Origin of the sequence: Bradyrhizobium sp. 170 (genome assembly GCF_023101085.1) — a bacterium.
GTDB lineage: Bacteria > Pseudomonadota > Alphaproteobacteria > Rhizobiales > Xanthobacteraceae > Bradyrhizobium.
Genome location: NZ_CP064703.1, coordinates 862,771 through 877,973, shown reverse-complemented (window position 1 = coordinate 877,973; position 15,203 = coordinate 862,771). Strand labels below are relative to the sequence as shown.

General features: G+C 62.2%; 16 protein-coding genes. 3 read left to right on the top strand and 13 right to left on the bottom strand.

Annotation, left to right across the window (positions count from 1 at the left end; genetic code table 11):
* Positions 1-6 precede the first annotated feature (6 nt).
* The 10 genes from ureC to urtA form a co-directional block, all read right to left on the bottom strand.
* The gene (gene ureC / locus IVB05_RS04120) at positions 7-1,722 is read right to left on the bottom strand and encodes an urease subunit alpha (protein ID WP_247783186.1); all 1,716 of its coding nucleotides are present in this window, start codon (positions 1,720-1,722) and stop codon (positions 7-9) included.
* Positions 1,723-1,734: 12 nt separating this feature from the next.
* Positions 1,735-2,853 carry a patatin-like phospholipase family protein gene (locus IVB05_RS04115; RefSeq protein ID WP_247783185.1) on the bottom strand — a complete coding sequence of 373 codons (1,119 nt, stop codon included), beginning with the start codon at positions 2,851-2,853 and terminating at the stop codon, positions 1,735-1,737.
* Between the two features lie 17 nt (positions 2,854-2,870).
* On the bottom strand, positions 2,871-3,176 hold the full coding sequence (locus IVB05_RS04110) for an urease subunit beta (RefSeq protein ID WP_247783184.1): 306 nt from the start codon (positions 3,174-3,176) through the stop codon (positions 2,871-2,873).
* Between the two features lie 170 nt (positions 3,177-3,346).
* Positions 3,347-3,649, bottom strand: a complete 303-nt coding sequence (locus IVB05_RS04105; protein ID WP_025588283.1) for an urease subunit gamma — start codon at positions 3,647-3,649, stop codon at positions 3,347-3,349.
* Positions 3,650-3,691: 42 nt separating this feature from the next.
* On the bottom strand, positions 3,692-4,528 hold the full coding sequence (locus IVB05_RS04100; protein ID WP_247783183.1) for an urease accessory protein UreD: 837 nt from the start codon (positions 4,526-4,528) through the stop codon (positions 3,692-3,694).
* A 45-nt stretch (positions 4,529-4,573) separates the two neighbouring features.
* Positions 4,574-5,269 carry an urea ABC transporter ATP-binding subunit UrtE gene (urtE, locus tag IVB05_RS04095; RefSeq protein ID WP_247783182.1) on the bottom strand — a complete coding sequence of 232 codons (696 nt, stop codon included), beginning with the start codon at positions 5,267-5,269 and terminating at the stop codon, positions 4,574-4,576.
* Positions 5,270-5,272: 3 nt separating this feature from the next.
* Entirely contained in the window at positions 5,273-6,034 is a 762-nt protein-coding gene (gene urtD / locus IVB05_RS04090; RefSeq protein WP_247783181.1) for an urea ABC transporter ATP-binding protein UrtD, read from the bottom strand.
* A 4-nt stretch (positions 6,035-6,038) separates the two neighbouring features.
* Entirely contained in the window at positions 6,039-7,208 is a 1,170-nt protein-coding gene (gene urtC, locus IVB05_RS04085; RefSeq protein WP_247783180.1) for an urea ABC transporter permease subunit UrtC, read from the bottom strand.
* Positions 7,205-8,818 carry an urea ABC transporter permease subunit UrtB gene (urtB, locus tag IVB05_RS04080; protein WP_247783179.1) on the bottom strand — a complete coding sequence of 538 codons (1,614 nt, stop codon included), beginning with the start codon at positions 8,816-8,818 and terminating at the stop codon, positions 7,205-7,207. Before urtB ends, urtC begins: the two co-directional genes overlap by 4 nt.
* Before the next feature lie 102 nt (positions 8,819-8,920).
* Positions 8,921-10,237: an urea ABC transporter substrate-binding protein gene (urtA, locus tag IVB05_RS04075; RefSeq protein ID WP_247783178.1), complete on the bottom strand. Its 1,317-nt coding sequence runs from the start codon at positions 10,235-10,237 to the stop codon at positions 8,921-8,923.
* Between the two features lie 564 nt (positions 10,238-10,801).
* Here urtA and IVB05_RS04070 point away from each other — a divergent pair.
* The 3 genes from IVB05_RS04070 (at position 10,802) to IVB05_RS04060 (ending at position 13,096) form a co-directional block, all read left to right on the top strand.
* Positions 10,802-12,304 carry a DEAD/DEAH box helicase gene (locus IVB05_RS04070; RefSeq protein WP_247783177.1) on the top strand — a complete coding sequence of 501 codons (1,503 nt, stop codon included), beginning with the start codon at positions 10,802-10,804 and terminating at the stop codon, positions 12,302-12,304.
* 24 nt (positions 12,305-12,328) lie between these two features.
* On the top strand, positions 12,329-12,613 hold the full coding sequence (infA, locus tag IVB05_RS04065; protein ID WP_057853167.1) for a translation initiation factor IF-1: 285 nt from the start codon (positions 12,329-12,331) through the stop codon (positions 12,611-12,613).
* A 270-nt stretch (positions 12,614-12,883) separates the two neighbouring features.
* Positions 12,884-13,096, top strand: coding sequence for a cold-shock protein (locus tag IVB05_RS04060; protein ID WP_002714433.1), 213 nt, complete (start codon positions 12,884-12,886; stop codon positions 13,094-13,096).
* A 125-nt stretch (positions 13,097-13,221) separates the two neighbouring features.
* Here the strand turns inward: IVB05_RS04060 and IVB05_RS04055 are convergent, their stop codons facing one another.
* The 3 genes from IVB05_RS04055 to IVB05_RS04045 form a co-directional block, all read right to left on the bottom strand.
* Positions 13,222-13,794, bottom strand: a complete 573-nt coding sequence (locus IVB05_RS04055; protein ID WP_247783176.1) for a TadE/TadG family type IV pilus assembly protein — start codon at positions 13,792-13,794, stop codon at positions 13,222-13,224.
* A 20-nt stretch (positions 13,795-13,814) separates the two neighbouring features.
* Entirely contained in the window at positions 13,815-14,354 is a 540-nt protein-coding gene (locus tag IVB05_RS04050) for a TadE/TadG family type IV pilus assembly protein (protein WP_247783175.1), read from the bottom strand.
* Between the two features lie 184 nt (positions 14,355-14,538).
* The gene (locus tag IVB05_RS04045) at positions 14,539-15,042 is read right to left on the bottom strand and encodes a pilus assembly protein N-terminal domain-containing protein (RefSeq protein ID WP_247783174.1); all 504 of its coding nucleotides are present in this window, start codon (positions 15,040-15,042) and stop codon (positions 14,539-14,541) included.
* Positions 15,043-15,203 lie beyond the last annotated feature (161 nt).

Here is a 15,203-nt window from a genome sequence, read left to right as displayed (position 1 = left end):
TGGACCTTAGAACATGAAATACCTCTGCGCCATGGGCAGAACCTCCGCCGGCGCGCATGTCAGAAGCTCGCCGTCTGCGCGCACCTCATAGGTCTCGGCGTCCACCTCGATTTTCGGCGTGGCGCCGTTATGGATCATGCTCTTCTTGGAGATGCCGCCGCGGGTGTTTTTCACGGGGTAGAGCTTCTTTTCGATGCCGAGCTTGCGCGCCAGCCCGCCTGTGATGGCGGCCTTCGAGGTGAACACGACGGAAGACGCCGTCAGCGATTTGCCGTAGGCGGCGAACATCGGCTGGTAATGCACGGGCTGCGGCGTCGGGATCGACGCGTTCGGATCGCCCATCGGCGCCGCCACGATCGAGCCACCCTTGATGATGCAATCGGGTTTCACGCCAAAGAAGGCCGGCGACCACAGTACGAGGTCGGCGAGCTTGCCCTTCTCTACCGAGCCGATCAGCTTCGAGACGCCGTGTGCGATCGACGGGTTGATGGTGTATTTCGAAATGTAGCGCTTGACGCGGAAATTGTCATTGTCGTTGCCCTTGTCCTCGGGCAGCGCGCCTCTTTGTTTTTTCATCTTGTCGGCGGTCTGCCAGGTGCGGATGATGACTTCACCGAGCCGGCCCATCGCCTGCGAGTCCGATGACATCATCGAGAGCGCGCCGAGGTCGTGCAAAATGTCTTCCGCCGCGATGGTCTCCTTGCGGATACGGCTTTCGGCAAACGCGAGGTCTTCCGCAATCGACGGATCGAGATGGTGGCACACCATCAGCATGTCCAGATGCTCGTCGATGGTGTTGCGGGTGAACGGCCGCGTCGGATTGGTCGAGGACGGCAATACGTTCTTCAAGCCGGCGATCTTGATGATGTCAGGCGCATGGCCGCCACCCGCACCTTCGGTATGGAAGGCATGGATGGTGCGGCCCTTGAAGGCCTTTACCGTGTCCTCGACGAAGCCGGATTCGTTCAGCGTGTCCGAATGCAGCATCACCTGGACGTCGTAATCATCGGCAACGCTGAGGCAGTTGTCGATCGCGGCCGGCGTGGTGCCCCAGTCCTCGTGCAGCTTCAGCGCACAGGCGCCGCCCTTGATCATTTCGACCAGCGCGGCGGGGCGCGCCGCGTTGCCCTTGCCCGAAATGCCGAGATTGACCGGGAAGGCGTCGAACGACTGGATCATCCGCCCCATGTGCCACGGCCCGGGCGTGCAGGTGGTCGCAAAGGAGCCGTGCGACGGCCCGGTGCCGCCGCCCAGCATCGAGGTGACGCCAGACATCAGCGCGTGCTCGATCTGCTGCGGGCAGATGAAATGAATGTGGCTGTCGAAACCGCCGGCGGTGAGGATCTTGCCCTCGCCCGCGATGATGTCCGTGCCGGGACCGATCACGATGGTGACGCCGGGCTGGATGTCGGGATTACCGGCCTTGCCGATCGCAGCGATCATGCCCTCCTTGATCGCGACGTCGGCCTTCACGATGCCCCAGTGATCGACGATCAGCGCATTGGTGATGACGGTATCGGCCGCGCCTTGCCTGTTGGTGACCTGCGACTGCCCCATGCCGTCGCGGATCACCTTGCCGCCACCGAACTTCACCTCCTCGCCATAAGTGGTGAAATCCTTTTCGACCTCGATGATGAGATCGGTGTCGGCCAGCCGCACCTTATCGCCGGTCGTCGGCCCGAACATGTCGGCATAGACGGAACGTTTCATCTTGAACGACATGAGAACTCCTGGTCAGTGGGTCGCCTGCAACAGGCCTTGTTTTCTGAACAATTCTCGCAACTTCAATTGCGCAATTTTGTATCCGGCCTCACGACGCCGCTCGATGCCTGTCTTGGAAAAATCGCGAAAGCTGCCCGACTCTTCCGACCTCGGCGACAAGCCGGCTTCCTTCATCAGAACGGGGTCGGCCAGATCGATGTCGGTGATTGCGTCAAGCACCTTGTAGCGGCTAGCGCCATATACACGCGCCTCGAGGTGTTGATCCATCGAACCTGCGGGAACCAGCGCCGCCAGCTGTTCGATCGTCTGCAACAGCTCGTTGACGGTATGCGCGTTCTGCCGGTCCTGGCGGAGCCGGTTTCCATAGCGCAGCTCGTTCAGGCGATCGTTTACCTCGATCATATCCTTCGGCGGCGCACGTTCCTTCCGGAACAGATTCATCACGATGAGAATACGGTCAACATCATCAGATCCGGAAAACGCATCGATCGCATCGCCAAGCGGCGTATTGTCGATGATGCCGCCGTCCCAGAAATCACCGTTGCCGATTGTCGTTGCCGGAAACGCCGGCGGCAGGCTGCCGCTCGCCAACACATGAGACGGCTCGATCTTCTTCGTTTCCCCTTTATGAGGATGATTCCGAAAGCGGATTAATTCGCCCGACGATCGATTGACCGCCGTGATCACGAAAGCCGTCTCGCTGGCGTTCAACAAATCGAAGTCCACATGCTCTTTCAGAGTCTCAAGCATCGGACGCGTATCGTAAAAATTCGTCCAGCCGAGGAAACTCCAGACATCGCGGCGCGGCTCATAGAACCCGTCCACGCCGAACAGCGCGAAATCGTTCTTTGCAATAGCCCACCAGTAGTGCGTGGCCTCCAGCGAGAGTGCGTCCCAAAGGGACTTCAGGCGCCTGCGCGCATCGGTTCGATTTTTGGCACCGACAACGCACGCCGCGTTGATCGCTCCGATCGAGACGCCGGTGACCGTCACCAGCCGCACTGCCCTGCCATTGGCTTCGATTTCGTCCATCAGCTCGAGCAGCGCGTCCATCGCACCGTACTCGTAGGCCCCAAGCGCGCCGCCGCCCTGGAGTACGACCCCGATTTCGATTTGACCTTTTGCTTCCACCGCTATTGCAACCTTGCTCAGAGTTTCCCCTGCACCTCGCCGCGAAAACCGTAGATGACGCGTTTGCCGGCGAGCGCGACGAGTTGCACGTCGCGGGTCTGGCCGGGTTCGAAGCGCACCGCGGTGCCGGCGGCGATATCGAGCCGCATGCCGCGGGCCTTTTTACGATCGAATTTCAAGGCCGGATTGGTCTCGAGGAAATGGTAGTGCGAGCCGACCTGGATCGGGCGGTCGCCGGTGTTGGCGACTGTGAGTGTCACCGTCTTGCGGCCGGCATTGAGTTCGATCTCGCCGTCCTTGATGAAGAGTTCGCCGGGGATCATTTTTTACCTCACAACACTTTGCTGCGTCATGGCCGGGCATAGCCGTCTGAAGGACGGCGTCGCTTCCGCTCGCCTATGCCCGGCCATCCACGTCTTAGCTCGCGGGTCAAAGGACGTGGATGCCCGGGTCAAGCCCGGGCATGACGAAAAACTAGAGAGCTTCGCCCTGCTCACCGGATCGGCTCATGCACGGTGACGAGCTTCGTCCCATCAGGGAACGTCGCCTCGACCTGGATGTCGTGGATCATCTCCGGGATGCCGTCCATGCATTGCGCGCGGGTGATGACCTGCGCGCCTGATTGCATCAGCTCAGCGACGGTGCGGCCGTCGCGGGCGCCCTCGACGATGAAGTCGGAGATGATGGCGATCGCCTCGGGGTGGTTGAGCTTGACGCCGCGCTCGAGCCTGCGGCGGGCCACCATGGCCGCCATCGAGATCAAGAGCTTGTCCTTTTCGCGGGGAGAGAGATTCATGCGGGCACTCGGGTGGTTGAAGACCTAGTTGAGCCATAGCCTCTAATTTAGCCAAAGCCTTGGGAGCGCCACGCCGCTGGCGCGGCCGAGCACAGCCATCATATCGGCGCGGAGCCGGGCCGCATCTTGGGCACAGAAACGGGCCATTGCAAATCCATTCCACGCGGAGATGCCGACCTCGCCGCCGAACGTTTCCGACGCCTCGCGAATTCGCTCCACCAGCGCCTCGTCACCGGGCACGATCAGTGCGGTACCGATGGCGACGCCGCCCTTCGCAATGGCCGGCCGCGCCAACTTCTCGCCGATGTCGCCGTCGAGCCGGATGGTTTCGGCGAACACGAGCTTTCCGCCGCGGCGCAGGCGCCAGCGGTCGACGAACTCGCCGTGCAGCATCTTTTCGCCCATCGCCGCGCGGCCGAACACCACGATTTCGCAGAGCAGAAGCGACGCGTCGTCCGCAAGCTCGATATCGATGCGCCTGATAATCCGCGCCCGGTCGAACAGGATGGTTTCCTGCGGCAGCCAGGCGAGATGCGCGCCCCTCTCCGCCTTCAGCGCGATATTGAGCTGCGCGGCGGGACCGGCCGCGCGATAGACCTTCTCGGCCGCCGCCGTCGTCAGCGTCAGCCGCGATCCCTCGCCTGCCGCGATATCGATATCGAAGCGGTCGCCGCCGGCGATGCCGCCGGCGGTGTTGACGAACACGCCCGACAGCCCCTCTTGCTCAGGGGAAGGAAAACGCACGCGCAGCGAGCCGGATTCATGCAGATCGCCGCGGCGGGTGGCGCCGTCCTTGACATGTACGCCAAACCGCACCGCGCCCTGGGCGCGGTTAGCCGCGAATGTTGCTGAAGCGCCGCGCGCCATATCGGTCCGCATCCATCCCCCAAACGGCGTTATGGAGCCGCAATCGAACCAGCGACGTTACAGCGCCATCTGGCGGCTGATCTCGGCCGGGTCGAGGTTGGCGCGGTCGCAGGCATATTTCACCGCGCCGCGATCCATGACCGCGAAATTGTCGCCGAGCTCGCAGGCAAAGTCGAGATATTGTTCGACCAGCACGATCGCCATGTTGCCGAGGCTGCGCAAGTACGTGATGGCGCGGCCGATGTCCTTGATGATCGACGGCTGGATGCCTTCGGTCGGCTCGTCGAGCAGCAACAATTTCGGCCGCATCACCAGCGCGCGGCCGATCGCCAATTGTTGTTGTTGTCCGCCGGAGAGGTCGCCGCCGCGCCGGCCCAGCATCGTACTCAGCACCGGAAACAGCGAGAACACGTCGTCGGGGATATGGCGGTCGTCGCGCTTGAGCGGGCCAAAACCGGTCTTGAGATTTTCCTCCACCGTCAGCAGCGGAAAGATCTCGCGGCCCTGCGGCACGAAGCCGATGCCGCGCCGTGCGCGCTCGTAAGGTTTCAGGCCGGTGATGTCGTTGCCATCGAGCGTGATCGACCCGCCCGCGATCGGGTACTGGCCGACCATCGCGCGCAAGAGCGAGGTCTTGCCGACGCCGTTGCGGCCGAGCACGCATGTCACCTTGCCCGGCTCTGCGGACAACGAGACGCCGCGCAGCGCCTGCGCTGCGCCGTAGTAAAGGCTGATATTGTCGACCTTCAGCATGGATCAGCGCCCCAGATACACTTCGATCACCCGCTCGTTCGACGAGACCTGATCGATGGTCCCTTCCGCCAGCACCGTGCCCTCGTGCAGGCAGGTGACCTTGACGCCGAGTTCGCGGACGAAGGTCATGTCGTGCTCGACGACCATGACCGTCTTTTCCTTGTTGATTTCCTTGAGCAGCTCCGCGGTCTGGTGCGTCTCGACGTCGGTCATCCCGGCGACCGGCTCGTCGACCAGCAGAAGTTTCGGATCCTGCGCCAGCAGCATGCCGATCTCTAGCCATTGCTTCTGGCCGTGCGAGAGGCTGCCTGCCAATCTGTTGCGCGCATCCGTCAGGCGGATGGTTTCCAGCACGCGGTCGATCCGCTCGGCTTCGTCTCTGCTGCCACGCCAGAACAGCGTGCCCTTGACGCTGTGATCGATATTGAGCGCCAGCAGGAGATTGTCCTCGATGGTCTGGCTCTCGAATACCGTCGGCTTCTGGAACTTGCGGCCGATGCCGAGTTCGGCAATGCGGGTCTCATCAAGCCGCGTCAGGTCGGTCATGCCGTCGAACAGCACCGTGCCCTCGTCGGGCTTGGTCTTGCCGGTGATGATGTCCATCATCGTGGTCTTGCCGGCGCCGTTCGGCCCGATGATGGCGCGCATCTCGCCGGGCTCGAGCGTCAGCGACAGATTGTTGATGGCGTGAAAGCCGTCGAACGAGACATGCACGCCGTCGAGATAGAGCAGCGCGGAAGTGGTCCTTCCTTCCATGACACTCATGCGCTCACTCCGCCGGCTTCGGTTCGCCGACGCCGTCTTCGAGATCGGCGCTTTCGGCGTTGGCAGTCATTTGTTTGGCCTTCCGCCCCTCCCACCACGCGTTGAAGGTGCCGATGATCCCCTTCGGCAGCAGCAGCGTCACCAGGATGAACAGCGCGCCCAGCATGAACAGCCAATACGGCGCCAGCGGACCCGATGTGAAGACGGTCTTCGCATAATTGACGACGACGGCGCCGAGCGCGGCACCGACCAGCGTGCCGCGGCCGCCGACCGCGACCCAGATCACCGCCTCGATCGAATTGCCCGGAGCGAATTCGCCGGGATTGATGATGCCGACCTGCGGCACATAGAGTGCGCCGGCGACGCCGGCCATGCAGGCCGACAGCGTGAACACGAACAGCTTGTAGGACTCCACGCGATAGCCGAGGAAGCGCGTGCGGGATTCGGCGTCGCGGATCGCAATCAGGACCTTGCCGAGTTTCGAGGTCACCACCGCGCGGCAGATCAGGAACGCCAGGATCAGCGCGAGACAACTCAGCGCGAACAGGGCGGCGCGGGTGCCGTCGGCCTGGACATTGAAGCCAAGAATATCCTTGAAGTCGGTCAGGCCGTTATTGCCGCCAAAACCGAAATCGTTGCGGAAGAACGCCAGCAGCAGCGCGTAGGTCATCGCCTGCGTGATGATGGAGAGATAGACGCCGGTGACGCGAGAGCGGAACGCCAGCCAGCCGAAGCAGAACGCCAAGAGGCCGGGCACCACCAGCACCATCAAGGCCGCGAACCAGAACATGTCAAAACCGTACCAGTACCATGGCAGGCCTGGATAGTTCAGGAACACCATGAAGTCGGGCAGGATCGGGTTGCCGTAGACGCCGCGGCTGCCGATCTGGCGCATCAGGTACATGCCCATGGCGTAACCACCGAGCGCGAAGAACGCGCCATGGCCGAGCGAGAGAATGCCACAATAGCCCCAGATCAAATCGATCGAGAGCGCGAGAATGGCGTAGCAGGCGTATTTGCCGAACAGCGCGACCAGATAGGTCGGCACCTGGAACATCGAGCCCGCCGGCAACAGCAGGTTCGACAGCGGGATCAGCACGCCGAGGGCTGCGACGACGACCAGGAAGATGGTGGCGCTGCGATCGAGCGAGCGCGTCAGCACGTGCGGCGTCATGCTTCCACCGCCCGGCCCTTGAGCGCGAACAGGCCGCGCGGCCGCTTCTGGATGAACAGGATGATCAGCACCAGAATGGCGATCTTGCCGAGGACGGCGCCCGCCACCGGCTCCAGGAACTTGTTGGCGATGCCGAGCGTGAAGGCGCCGACCAGCGTGCCCCAGAGATTGCCGACACCGCCGAACACGACCACCATGAAGCTGTCGATGATGTAGCTCTGGCCGAGATTGGGACTGACATTGTCGATCTGCGACAGCGCCACGCCGGCGATCCCGGCAATGCCCGAGCCGAGGCCAAAGGTCAGAGCATCGACACGCGAAGTCGCAATGCCCATCGAGGCCGCCATGCGGCGATTTTGAGTGACCGCGCGCATCTCGAGCCCGAGCGCCGTGTAGCGCAGCATGGCGAGCAGGATGGCGAACACGGCGAGCGTGAAGCAGAGGATCCAGAGCCGGTTATAGGTGATGGTGATCTGCCCGAGTTCGAACGCGCCGCTCATCCAGGAGGGGTTGCCGACCTCGCGGTTGGTCGGGCCGAACATGGTGCGCACCGCCTGCTGCAGCACCAGCGAGAGGCCCCAGGTCGCGAGCAGCGTTTCCAGCGGGCGACCGTAGAGAAAGCGGATGATGCCGCGCTCGATCAGGACGCCGATTGCGCCGGCAACCAGGAAGGCGAGCGGCACCGCGATCAGCAGCGAATAATCGAACAGGCCGGGATAGCGGGTGCGGATGACTTCCTGCACCACGAAGGTGGTGTAGGCGCCGATCATGACCATCTCGCCATGGGCCATGTTGATGACGCCCATGACGCCGAAGGTGATCGCCAGCCCAATCGCCGCGAGCAGCAGCACCGAACCCAGCGACAGGCCGTACCAGGCGTTCTGCACCATCGACCACATCGCGAGATTGCTCTGGATCGAAGCGATCGCGCTGGCCGTGGCGCGCGCGACATTGGGCGGCACGTCGCCGCTCAATCCGGTCAATAGCGCCATCGCCTCCTGGTCGCCGCGCGCCTTGACGATGGCGACGGCTTCGAGTTTTTCCACCTCGGTCGCATCCGCCTTGTAGAGCAGGATCGCCGCGCGGGCCTCGGTGAAGGCCGCCTTGGCGCCCTTATGGGTTTCCTTGGCGAGCGCGCCGTCGATGACGGCAAGCGCGCTCTCCTCATGGCTCTTGAAGACCGACTGCGCGGCCGCAATCCGCTTGGCGGGATCGGGCGACAGCAGCGTCAGGCCGCCAAGGGCCGCCTCCACGGTGCGGCGCAGGCGGTTGTTGAGGCGAACGGCAGCCGCGCTATCCGGCAGCTTGTCGACGGCGGCGCCGGTGGCGGCATCGATGATCTTGCCGTCGCTCCCTGTCACGAAAACTTTCTTGGATTCCGGATCGGCCGACAGCCGGCCTTCCTGCAGCGCGCTGATGATGGGAAAGGCCAGCGGATTGCCCGAAGTCGCGACCGCGCCGATCGCCTCGTCGGTATCGGAAAAATCGTCATTGGCGAATTTGGCGACCGCATCCTCGAACGGACCCGCCAGCGCCGGCGCGGCGAAGGCTGCGGTCAGGAGGATTGCGAGCAGAACCGCGCGAAAACGGTCGAGGAAATTGGCAGACACAATTACGACCCCGGCAGGAGTGTGAGGAGAAGGCGGCGGCAGCGCCGCCTTCTCCGTCTCGCTTGGTAGTTCTCTTGGAAGTTTTTTCTAGTTAGGAGGAGATCAGGAGCCCTGACCGCCGCACTTGTTGGTCTTGGTGTTGTAGTTGCCGCACTTCTTGCCGACCCAGTCGCCGATCAGGTCCTTGGAGCCGTCGAGCTCCTTCGACCATGCATCGCCGGCCACCAGGCCCGGGGTCTTCCACACCACGTCGAACTGGCCGTTGGCTTTGATTTCGCCAATGAACACAGGCTTGGTGATGTGATGGTTCGGCAGCATCTTGGAGGTGCCGCCGGTCAGGTTCTTGGCTTCGATGCCGGGCAGCGCGTCGATCACCTTGTCGGCGTCGGTCGACTTCACCTTCTCGACCGCCTTGACCCACATTTCGAAGCCGATGACGTGTGCTTCCATCGGATCGTTGGTCACGCGCTTCGGATTCTTGGTGTAGGCCTGCCAGGCCTTGATGAACTTCTCGTTGGCCGGGTCCTTGATCGACTGGAAGTAGTTCCAGGCGGCAAGATGGCCGAGCAGCGGCTTGGTGTCGATGCCGGCGAGTTCTTCTTCACCGACCGAGAACGCGACAACCGGAATGTCGGTCGCCTTGATGCCCTGGTTGCCGAGCTCCTTGTAGAACGGAACGTTGGCGTCGCCGTTGATGGTGGACACCACGGCAGTCTTCTTGCCGGCCGAGCCGAACTTCTTGATGTCCGCTACGATCGTCTGCCAGTCGCTATGACCAAACGGCGTGTAGTTGATCATGATGTCTTCCTGCTTGACGCCCTTCGACTTCAAGTAGGCTTCGAGGATCTTGTTGGTGGTGCGCGGATAGACGTAGTCGGTGCCGGCCAGCACCCAGCGCTTCACCTTCTCGTCCTTCATCAGGTAGTCGACGGCGGGAATCGCCTGCTGGTTCGGCGCAGCGCCGGTGTAGAACACGTTGCGCTCGCTCTCCTCGCCCTCGTACTGCACGGGGTAGAACAGGATCGAGTTCAGCTCCTTGAAGACCGGGAGCACGGACTTGCGCGACACCGAGGTCCAGCAGCCGAATACGACCGAGACCTTGTCCTTGGTGATCAATTCGCGCGCCTTTTCCGCAAACAGCGGCCAGTTCGACGCCGGGTCGACGACGACGGCCTCGAGCTTCTTGCCGAGCACGCCGCCCTTCTTGTTCTGCTCGTCGATTAGGAAGAGAACGGTGTCCTTCAGCGTGGTTTCGCTGATGGCCATGGTGCCGGAGAGCGAGTGCAGGACGCCGACCTTGATGGTCTCCTGCGCCTTGGCGTTTGAAAATGCGGCCAAACCCAAAACCAGGCCGGCAGTCGCCGCCAGCCAGCGACGGCGGCTCATCGTCGTTATATCGTGAGTCAATTGAGTAAGCATGAGGTGTCATCTCCCTGACGCAGACGCGTTAAACGCTGCGAACGGCCCCACGGCCGCCTGCGTTAACGGAATCGCAAGAACCATGCCATCGGTCGAAAACGGGATAAGTCCATATAATCGCTTTGGAATCTCGAGCGTGCGGAAACCAGCGGCGGCAAATTTGCTTATTTTTTAGACTGCGGAAATGTATGCTTTGGCGGCAAACTATCTATTTTTTGTGCAAATGTCGCAATTTGGCTAAATTTCTTGCACGAATTTTGGTCGTTTGGGTTTCTGGTGGGCGCGGCAGGAGCGGTCTGGCTGAGGGGTTTCCTTAACCGCGCGGACGACACGCGCGGAATTCACCTTGAAAGCGCCGCGCTTGTGCTCCATATGATCCTCGTGACCTAGAGAATCATCAGGTCCTTGCGAGCCGCGTGTTCTGAGCCCGTTCAACGGTTTCTGGCTTGCCCCTTTTCAGCTAGCACAACCGACGCCCCTAACACGCGGGTGTCTCAGACACCCTCGCGCGCTCCTGGCCATCGAAGCCGGGCGCCTGCCTTTTTTAATGGAAAGAACCCTCTTTTGACCTCCTTTCAGGATTTCGGCCTCGCCGATCCCATCTCGCGTGCACTCAAAGAAGAAAATTACCTCACACCCACGCCCATCCAGGCCCAGACCGTCCCTATCGCAATGACCGGCCGCGACGTCGTCGGCATCGCCCAGACCGGCACCGGCAAGACCGCAGCCTTTGCGCTCCCGATCCTGCACCGCATTCTGGAAAACCGCATCCGGCCGCAGCCCAAGACCTGCCGCGTGCTGGTGCTCTCGCCCACCCGCGAATTGTCGGGCCAGATTCTCGACAGCTTCAACGCCTATGGCCGCCACATCCGCCTGAGCTCGGCGCTGGCGATCGGCGGCGTGCCGATGGGCCGTCAGGTCCGCTCGGTCATGCAGGGCGTCGAAGTCATGGTCGCGACCCCCGGCCGGCTGCTCGATCTCGTCCAGAGCAACGGGCTGAAGCTTAACCAGGTCGAGTTCCTCGTGCTCGACGAAGCCGACCGCATGCTCGACATGGGCTTCATCAACGACATCCGCAAAATCGTCGGCAAGCTGCCGATCAAGCGGCAGACGCTGTTCTTCTCGGCCACCATGCCGAAGGATATCGCGGAACTCGCCGAAGCCATGCTGCGCGACCCCGCCCGCGTGGCGGTGACGCCGGTGGCCTCGACCGTCGAGCGCATCACCCAGCGCATCATTCAGGTCGATTTCTCGGCCAAATCGGGCGTGCTGGCGCAGATCCTCAAGCAGGAGACGGTCGACCGCGCGCTGGTGTTTACCCGCACCAAGCACGGCGCCGACAAGGTCGTGAAGACGCTGGCCAAGGCCGGCATCGACGCCAACGCCATTCACGGCAACAAGTCGCAGAACCACCGCGAGCGCGTGCTGGCGGCGTTCCGCACCGGCGAGATCCGCACCCTGGTCGCCACCGACATTGCCGCCCGCGGCATCGACGTCGACGGCATCAGCCATGTGGTGAATTTCGATCTGCCCAACATCCCGGAAACCTATGTCCACCGCATCGGCCGCACCGCGCGCGCCGGCGCCGAGGGCGTTGCGATCTCGCTGATCGCCGGCGCCGAGGAGATGGGCTATCTGCGCGACATCGAGCGGCTGATCCGCATCACGCTGCCGCGGGAAGACCAGCGGACGCCCGGCAGCCGCGACGCCGCGCCGGCCCCCTCGCAGCGCCCTGCACAGCAGCACCGGGGTGGACGGTCCGCCCCGCGCGCCCACACCGCCCGCTCCCAGGACTCCAGGGGGCATGACTCCAGGGGACACGAATCCCGTGGGCACGAAACCCGGGGACATGAATCGGCACCGGGATCAAAAGGCCCTCGCCGTCCCCGCCGCGGTGGTGGTAATAATGCCGCGCCGCAGCCGAACCGGCACGAACAGCCGCGTCCGGCGCAGCAGGCCGGCAAGAGCCAAGGCGGGAAAAGTGAGGGCATTCAGGGCGTCGCCTTCTTGCATCGCGAGAGCCGTCCGAATACTCAACCCAACCGTACCCACCGACCGCAGCGCTAAGCCTCGATCGACCTGGAGACCACCATGGCTAAAGAAGAGCTGATCCAGTTCGAAGGACTGGTGACCGAAATCCTCCCCGACGCGCGCTACCGCGTGCAGCTCGATGCCGGACACGAGATTGTTGCCTACACCGCCGGCAAGATGAAGAAGAACCGGATCAAGACGCTGGCAGGCGATCGGGTCACGATCGAAATGTCGCCCTACGATCTGGAGAAGGGCCGCCTGATCTTCCGTCACAAGGACGAGCGTCCCAGTACCGGAGCCCCGCGTAGCGGGCCGCCGCGCGGCGGCCAGTTCCGCCGCCGGTAAACGCGCCATTAACGCCTGCCGAGAACGCGCCCGATACCCCATATCGTGCGCGGTCGCGGCCGGCTGGCCGACCGAATCAAAAAATCGTGCACGTCAGGATTGTTTTGAACACTACTATCGAATAATATTGTTCATCGATTTTCGGCCGGACGACATTAGCTATCCACCGGTACAGCCGGTTTAGACGCTGACGACCCTTCCAAAAATTCGATCTCACCAGCCCATCGAAGGGTGGGCTACGACTTGTATATCTGAGAAGGGACTACCCCCGTGAGCATGGGAACCGTGAAGTGGTTTAACGCAACCAAGGGCTATGGCTTCATCCAGCCGGATGACGGCGGCAATGACGTGTTCGTGCACATCAGCGCTGTCGAGCGTGCCGGTCTTGGAACGTTGCGTGAAGGCCAGAAGATCTCCTACGAAATCGTGGCGGATCGCCGCTCTGGCAAATCTTCGGCCGACAATCTTCGCGCCGCCGGATAAGCGATTTTCCAGGGCGCGCGCGCCATGGAAAATTGCCTCTGAATAAAGCTAAAGGCCGCGCCCATGGCGCGGCCTTTTTCTTTGCCTTCGTTTTCCTTGCATTCAGCCGATCAGGCGCGGCCGTCTCACTTCGTTTCGCAGGCCGACGTCTTGTACAACACGCAAAGCCCCTGGCGCGGACGGGTGTAGCTGACGTCGCTCAGCGTGATGCCATTCACCTTGTTGATGAACCAGGCGACGCTGGGCACGTATTTATACTTGACCTCGCTGAAGATCAGGTAGGTGCCGCCGATCTTGAGCGCATCCGGGATGTCGATGATGTCACCCGGCGAATGCGCTGCGGCACCCTTGCTCCACTGCACCCGCGCCTTCAGCGTGCTGGGATTGATATAGAGTTCCGAGATCGTGCCCTCCACCGGTGTCGACGGGTAAGGCGTCATGATCGCCTTGCCGGCACTGAAGAAGTTGGTCAGCTTGTCGTCGGTGACCTCGGTGTTCTGGGACGTCAGGTCCGACAGCGTGCGCGCCATTATCGTCACCTTGCGGTCGATGGCGACGCCGGCAGAGAACTCGTTGGTTCCAACGAGCAGCACCGCCATGACCGGGATGATCATGGCGAATTCGATGGCGGCAACACCGCTGTTGTTGCCCCGCAATTCGAACGCCCGGCGGCGCATGCGAAGCCAAATTGTCCCCATCGTTTTCATTGCCATTGGCCCTACAGGTAAGGTTCGTTCTGGAACGCGGCGGTCGCAGTCAACAACCGCTGATTGTTGCCGATATTCGCGACATTGAAGCCGAGGCCGGTGATGAACAGCGGCCACTTGTAGAACAGCCGCACGACGACGATGTCATTGGGTCCGCCGGGGAGATAATTATTCGGAGGAACGAAATTTTTTCCCGAATCGATCGGGTCTTTGACGTCTACGGCGGAGAACGCCTTGTAGCTCTGCACGTCGATCGAAACGCCGTTCACGCAATCGAACATCACGGTGAGCTTGGCGCAAACGGCGTCCTTGAACGTTGCCTGGCTATAGGCGGCGTTCTGCGCCTGGCCGGTCATGATCAGGCGCGCCGTATCCTGCGTCACGGTTTCGAGGATCTGGCTGGCAAAGAACACCAGCGCCAGTTCGATGATTGCAAACAGAACGCCGAAGAATAGCGGCGCAACCAGAGCAAATTCGACGGCGGCCGAGCCCTTTCGGTTGCGACGAAACCGGCGCAGGATGTTGGTCTTGGGAACTGTGGAAGGCGGCATCGAGGAAACCTCAGAGCGCGAGGAGGAATTGCCGCAAAAACCTATCCGAAACTGATTGTTGAAGTGTTTCGGCCGTTCCAGACAGAGCGGCCTGCCCCGTTAACCGGATCTTAACCGTGCCGCGAGACCGGCGCCGATGCCATCAGCCAGATGCAGCCGGCGGTCGCCTTGCGCGACCGTCAGTTCACTTGCTGCCGCCGCCGCCTGCAGAGCCGGCAGCCTGGCTGGAGAGCGAGCCGGCCTGATCGATTGCGGTCTTGAAGTAGCCGTCGCCGTCGCCAAGGGTAACCCTGCGCTGACAAATCGGCATGCAGCTATAGGATTCGCGCTCGACGCCGCGATAGACGGTGACGAGTTGATCGGTCGGGCCTTCGACCTGGATCTGGCGGTCCACCAGCACCTCGCCGCTGCGATCCATGGCGATGAAATTGGTGGCGCCGTAGCCCTTGCCGGTGACGACGACGATCCCGCCGCTCTGCAGGGTGACGTCCGCGATCAGCGGGTTTCCCACCACGATGGTGGAGACCTTGGCAGGAAGCTTCACGAGCTTTGCCTGATCGACATAGACGGCGATTCGGTCGGGATCGGGCCCAGCCATGCAGACGGCCGGCCACAGCAGAAGGCCTGCAGCGAGGGAACGCGATCCAAAACGCGCGCGTGCGCGATTACGCTGGAACTTGAACGACATACTTTACCCCGGGGCATCAACAAGCCGGCAATGGCGATACGCAGCGGAACCGGCGCCCGACACGGTGAATCTGACGACAATTCATGAACAAAGGGCAAATAGGCCCCGAAATGGGGGCAAGAAATCCGCCAGGCGCATGTTTAATTGAGCATGAATTCCGC

Coding starts and splice junctions, on each gene's coding strand:
- IVB05_RS04100 (WP_247783183.1), bottom strand. CDS start 4,528: ATGCGGACCGATATGGCGCGCGGCGCTTCAGCAACATTCGCGGCTAAC.
- urtA (WP_247783178.1), bottom strand. CDS start 10,237: ATGCTTACTCAATTGACTCACGATATAACGACGATGAGCCGCCGTCGC.
- urtC (WP_247783180.1), bottom strand. CDS start 7,208: ATGACGCCGCACGTGCTGACGCGCTCGCTCGATCGCAGCGCCACCATC.
- urtD (WP_247783181.1), bottom strand. CDS start 6,034: ATGAGTGTCATGGAAGGAAGGACCACTTCCGCGCTGCTCTATCTCGAC.
- IVB05_RS04110 (WP_247783184.1), bottom strand. CDS start 3,176: ATGATCCCCGGCGAACTCTTCATCAAGGACGGCGAGATCGAACTCAAT.
- IVB05_RS04045 (WP_247783174.1), bottom strand. CDS start 15,042: ATGTCGTTCAAGTTCCAGCGTAATCGCGCACGCGCGCGTTTTGGATCG.
- IVB05_RS04105 (WP_025588283.1), bottom strand. CDS start 3,649: ATGAATCTCTCTCCCCGCGAAAAGGACAAGCTCTTGATCTCGATGGCG.
- urtE (WP_247783182.1), bottom strand. CDS start 5,269: ATGCTGAAGGTCGACAATATCAGCCTTTACTACGGCGCAGCGCAGGCG.
- IVB05_RS04055 (WP_247783176.1), bottom strand. CDS start 13,794: ATGGGGACAATTTGGCTTCGCATGCGCCGCCGGGCGTTCGAATTGCGG.
- infA (WP_057853167.1), top strand. CDS start 12,329: ATGGCTAAAGAAGAGCTGATCCAGTTCGAAGGACTGGTGACCGAAATC.
- IVB05_RS04050 (WP_247783175.1), bottom strand. CDS start 14,354: ATGCCGCCTTCCACAGTTCCCAAGACCAACATCCTGCGCCGGTTTCGT.
- ureC (WP_247783186.1), bottom strand. CDS start 1,722: ATGTCGTTCAAGATGAAACGTTCCGTCTATGCCGACATGTTCGGGCCG.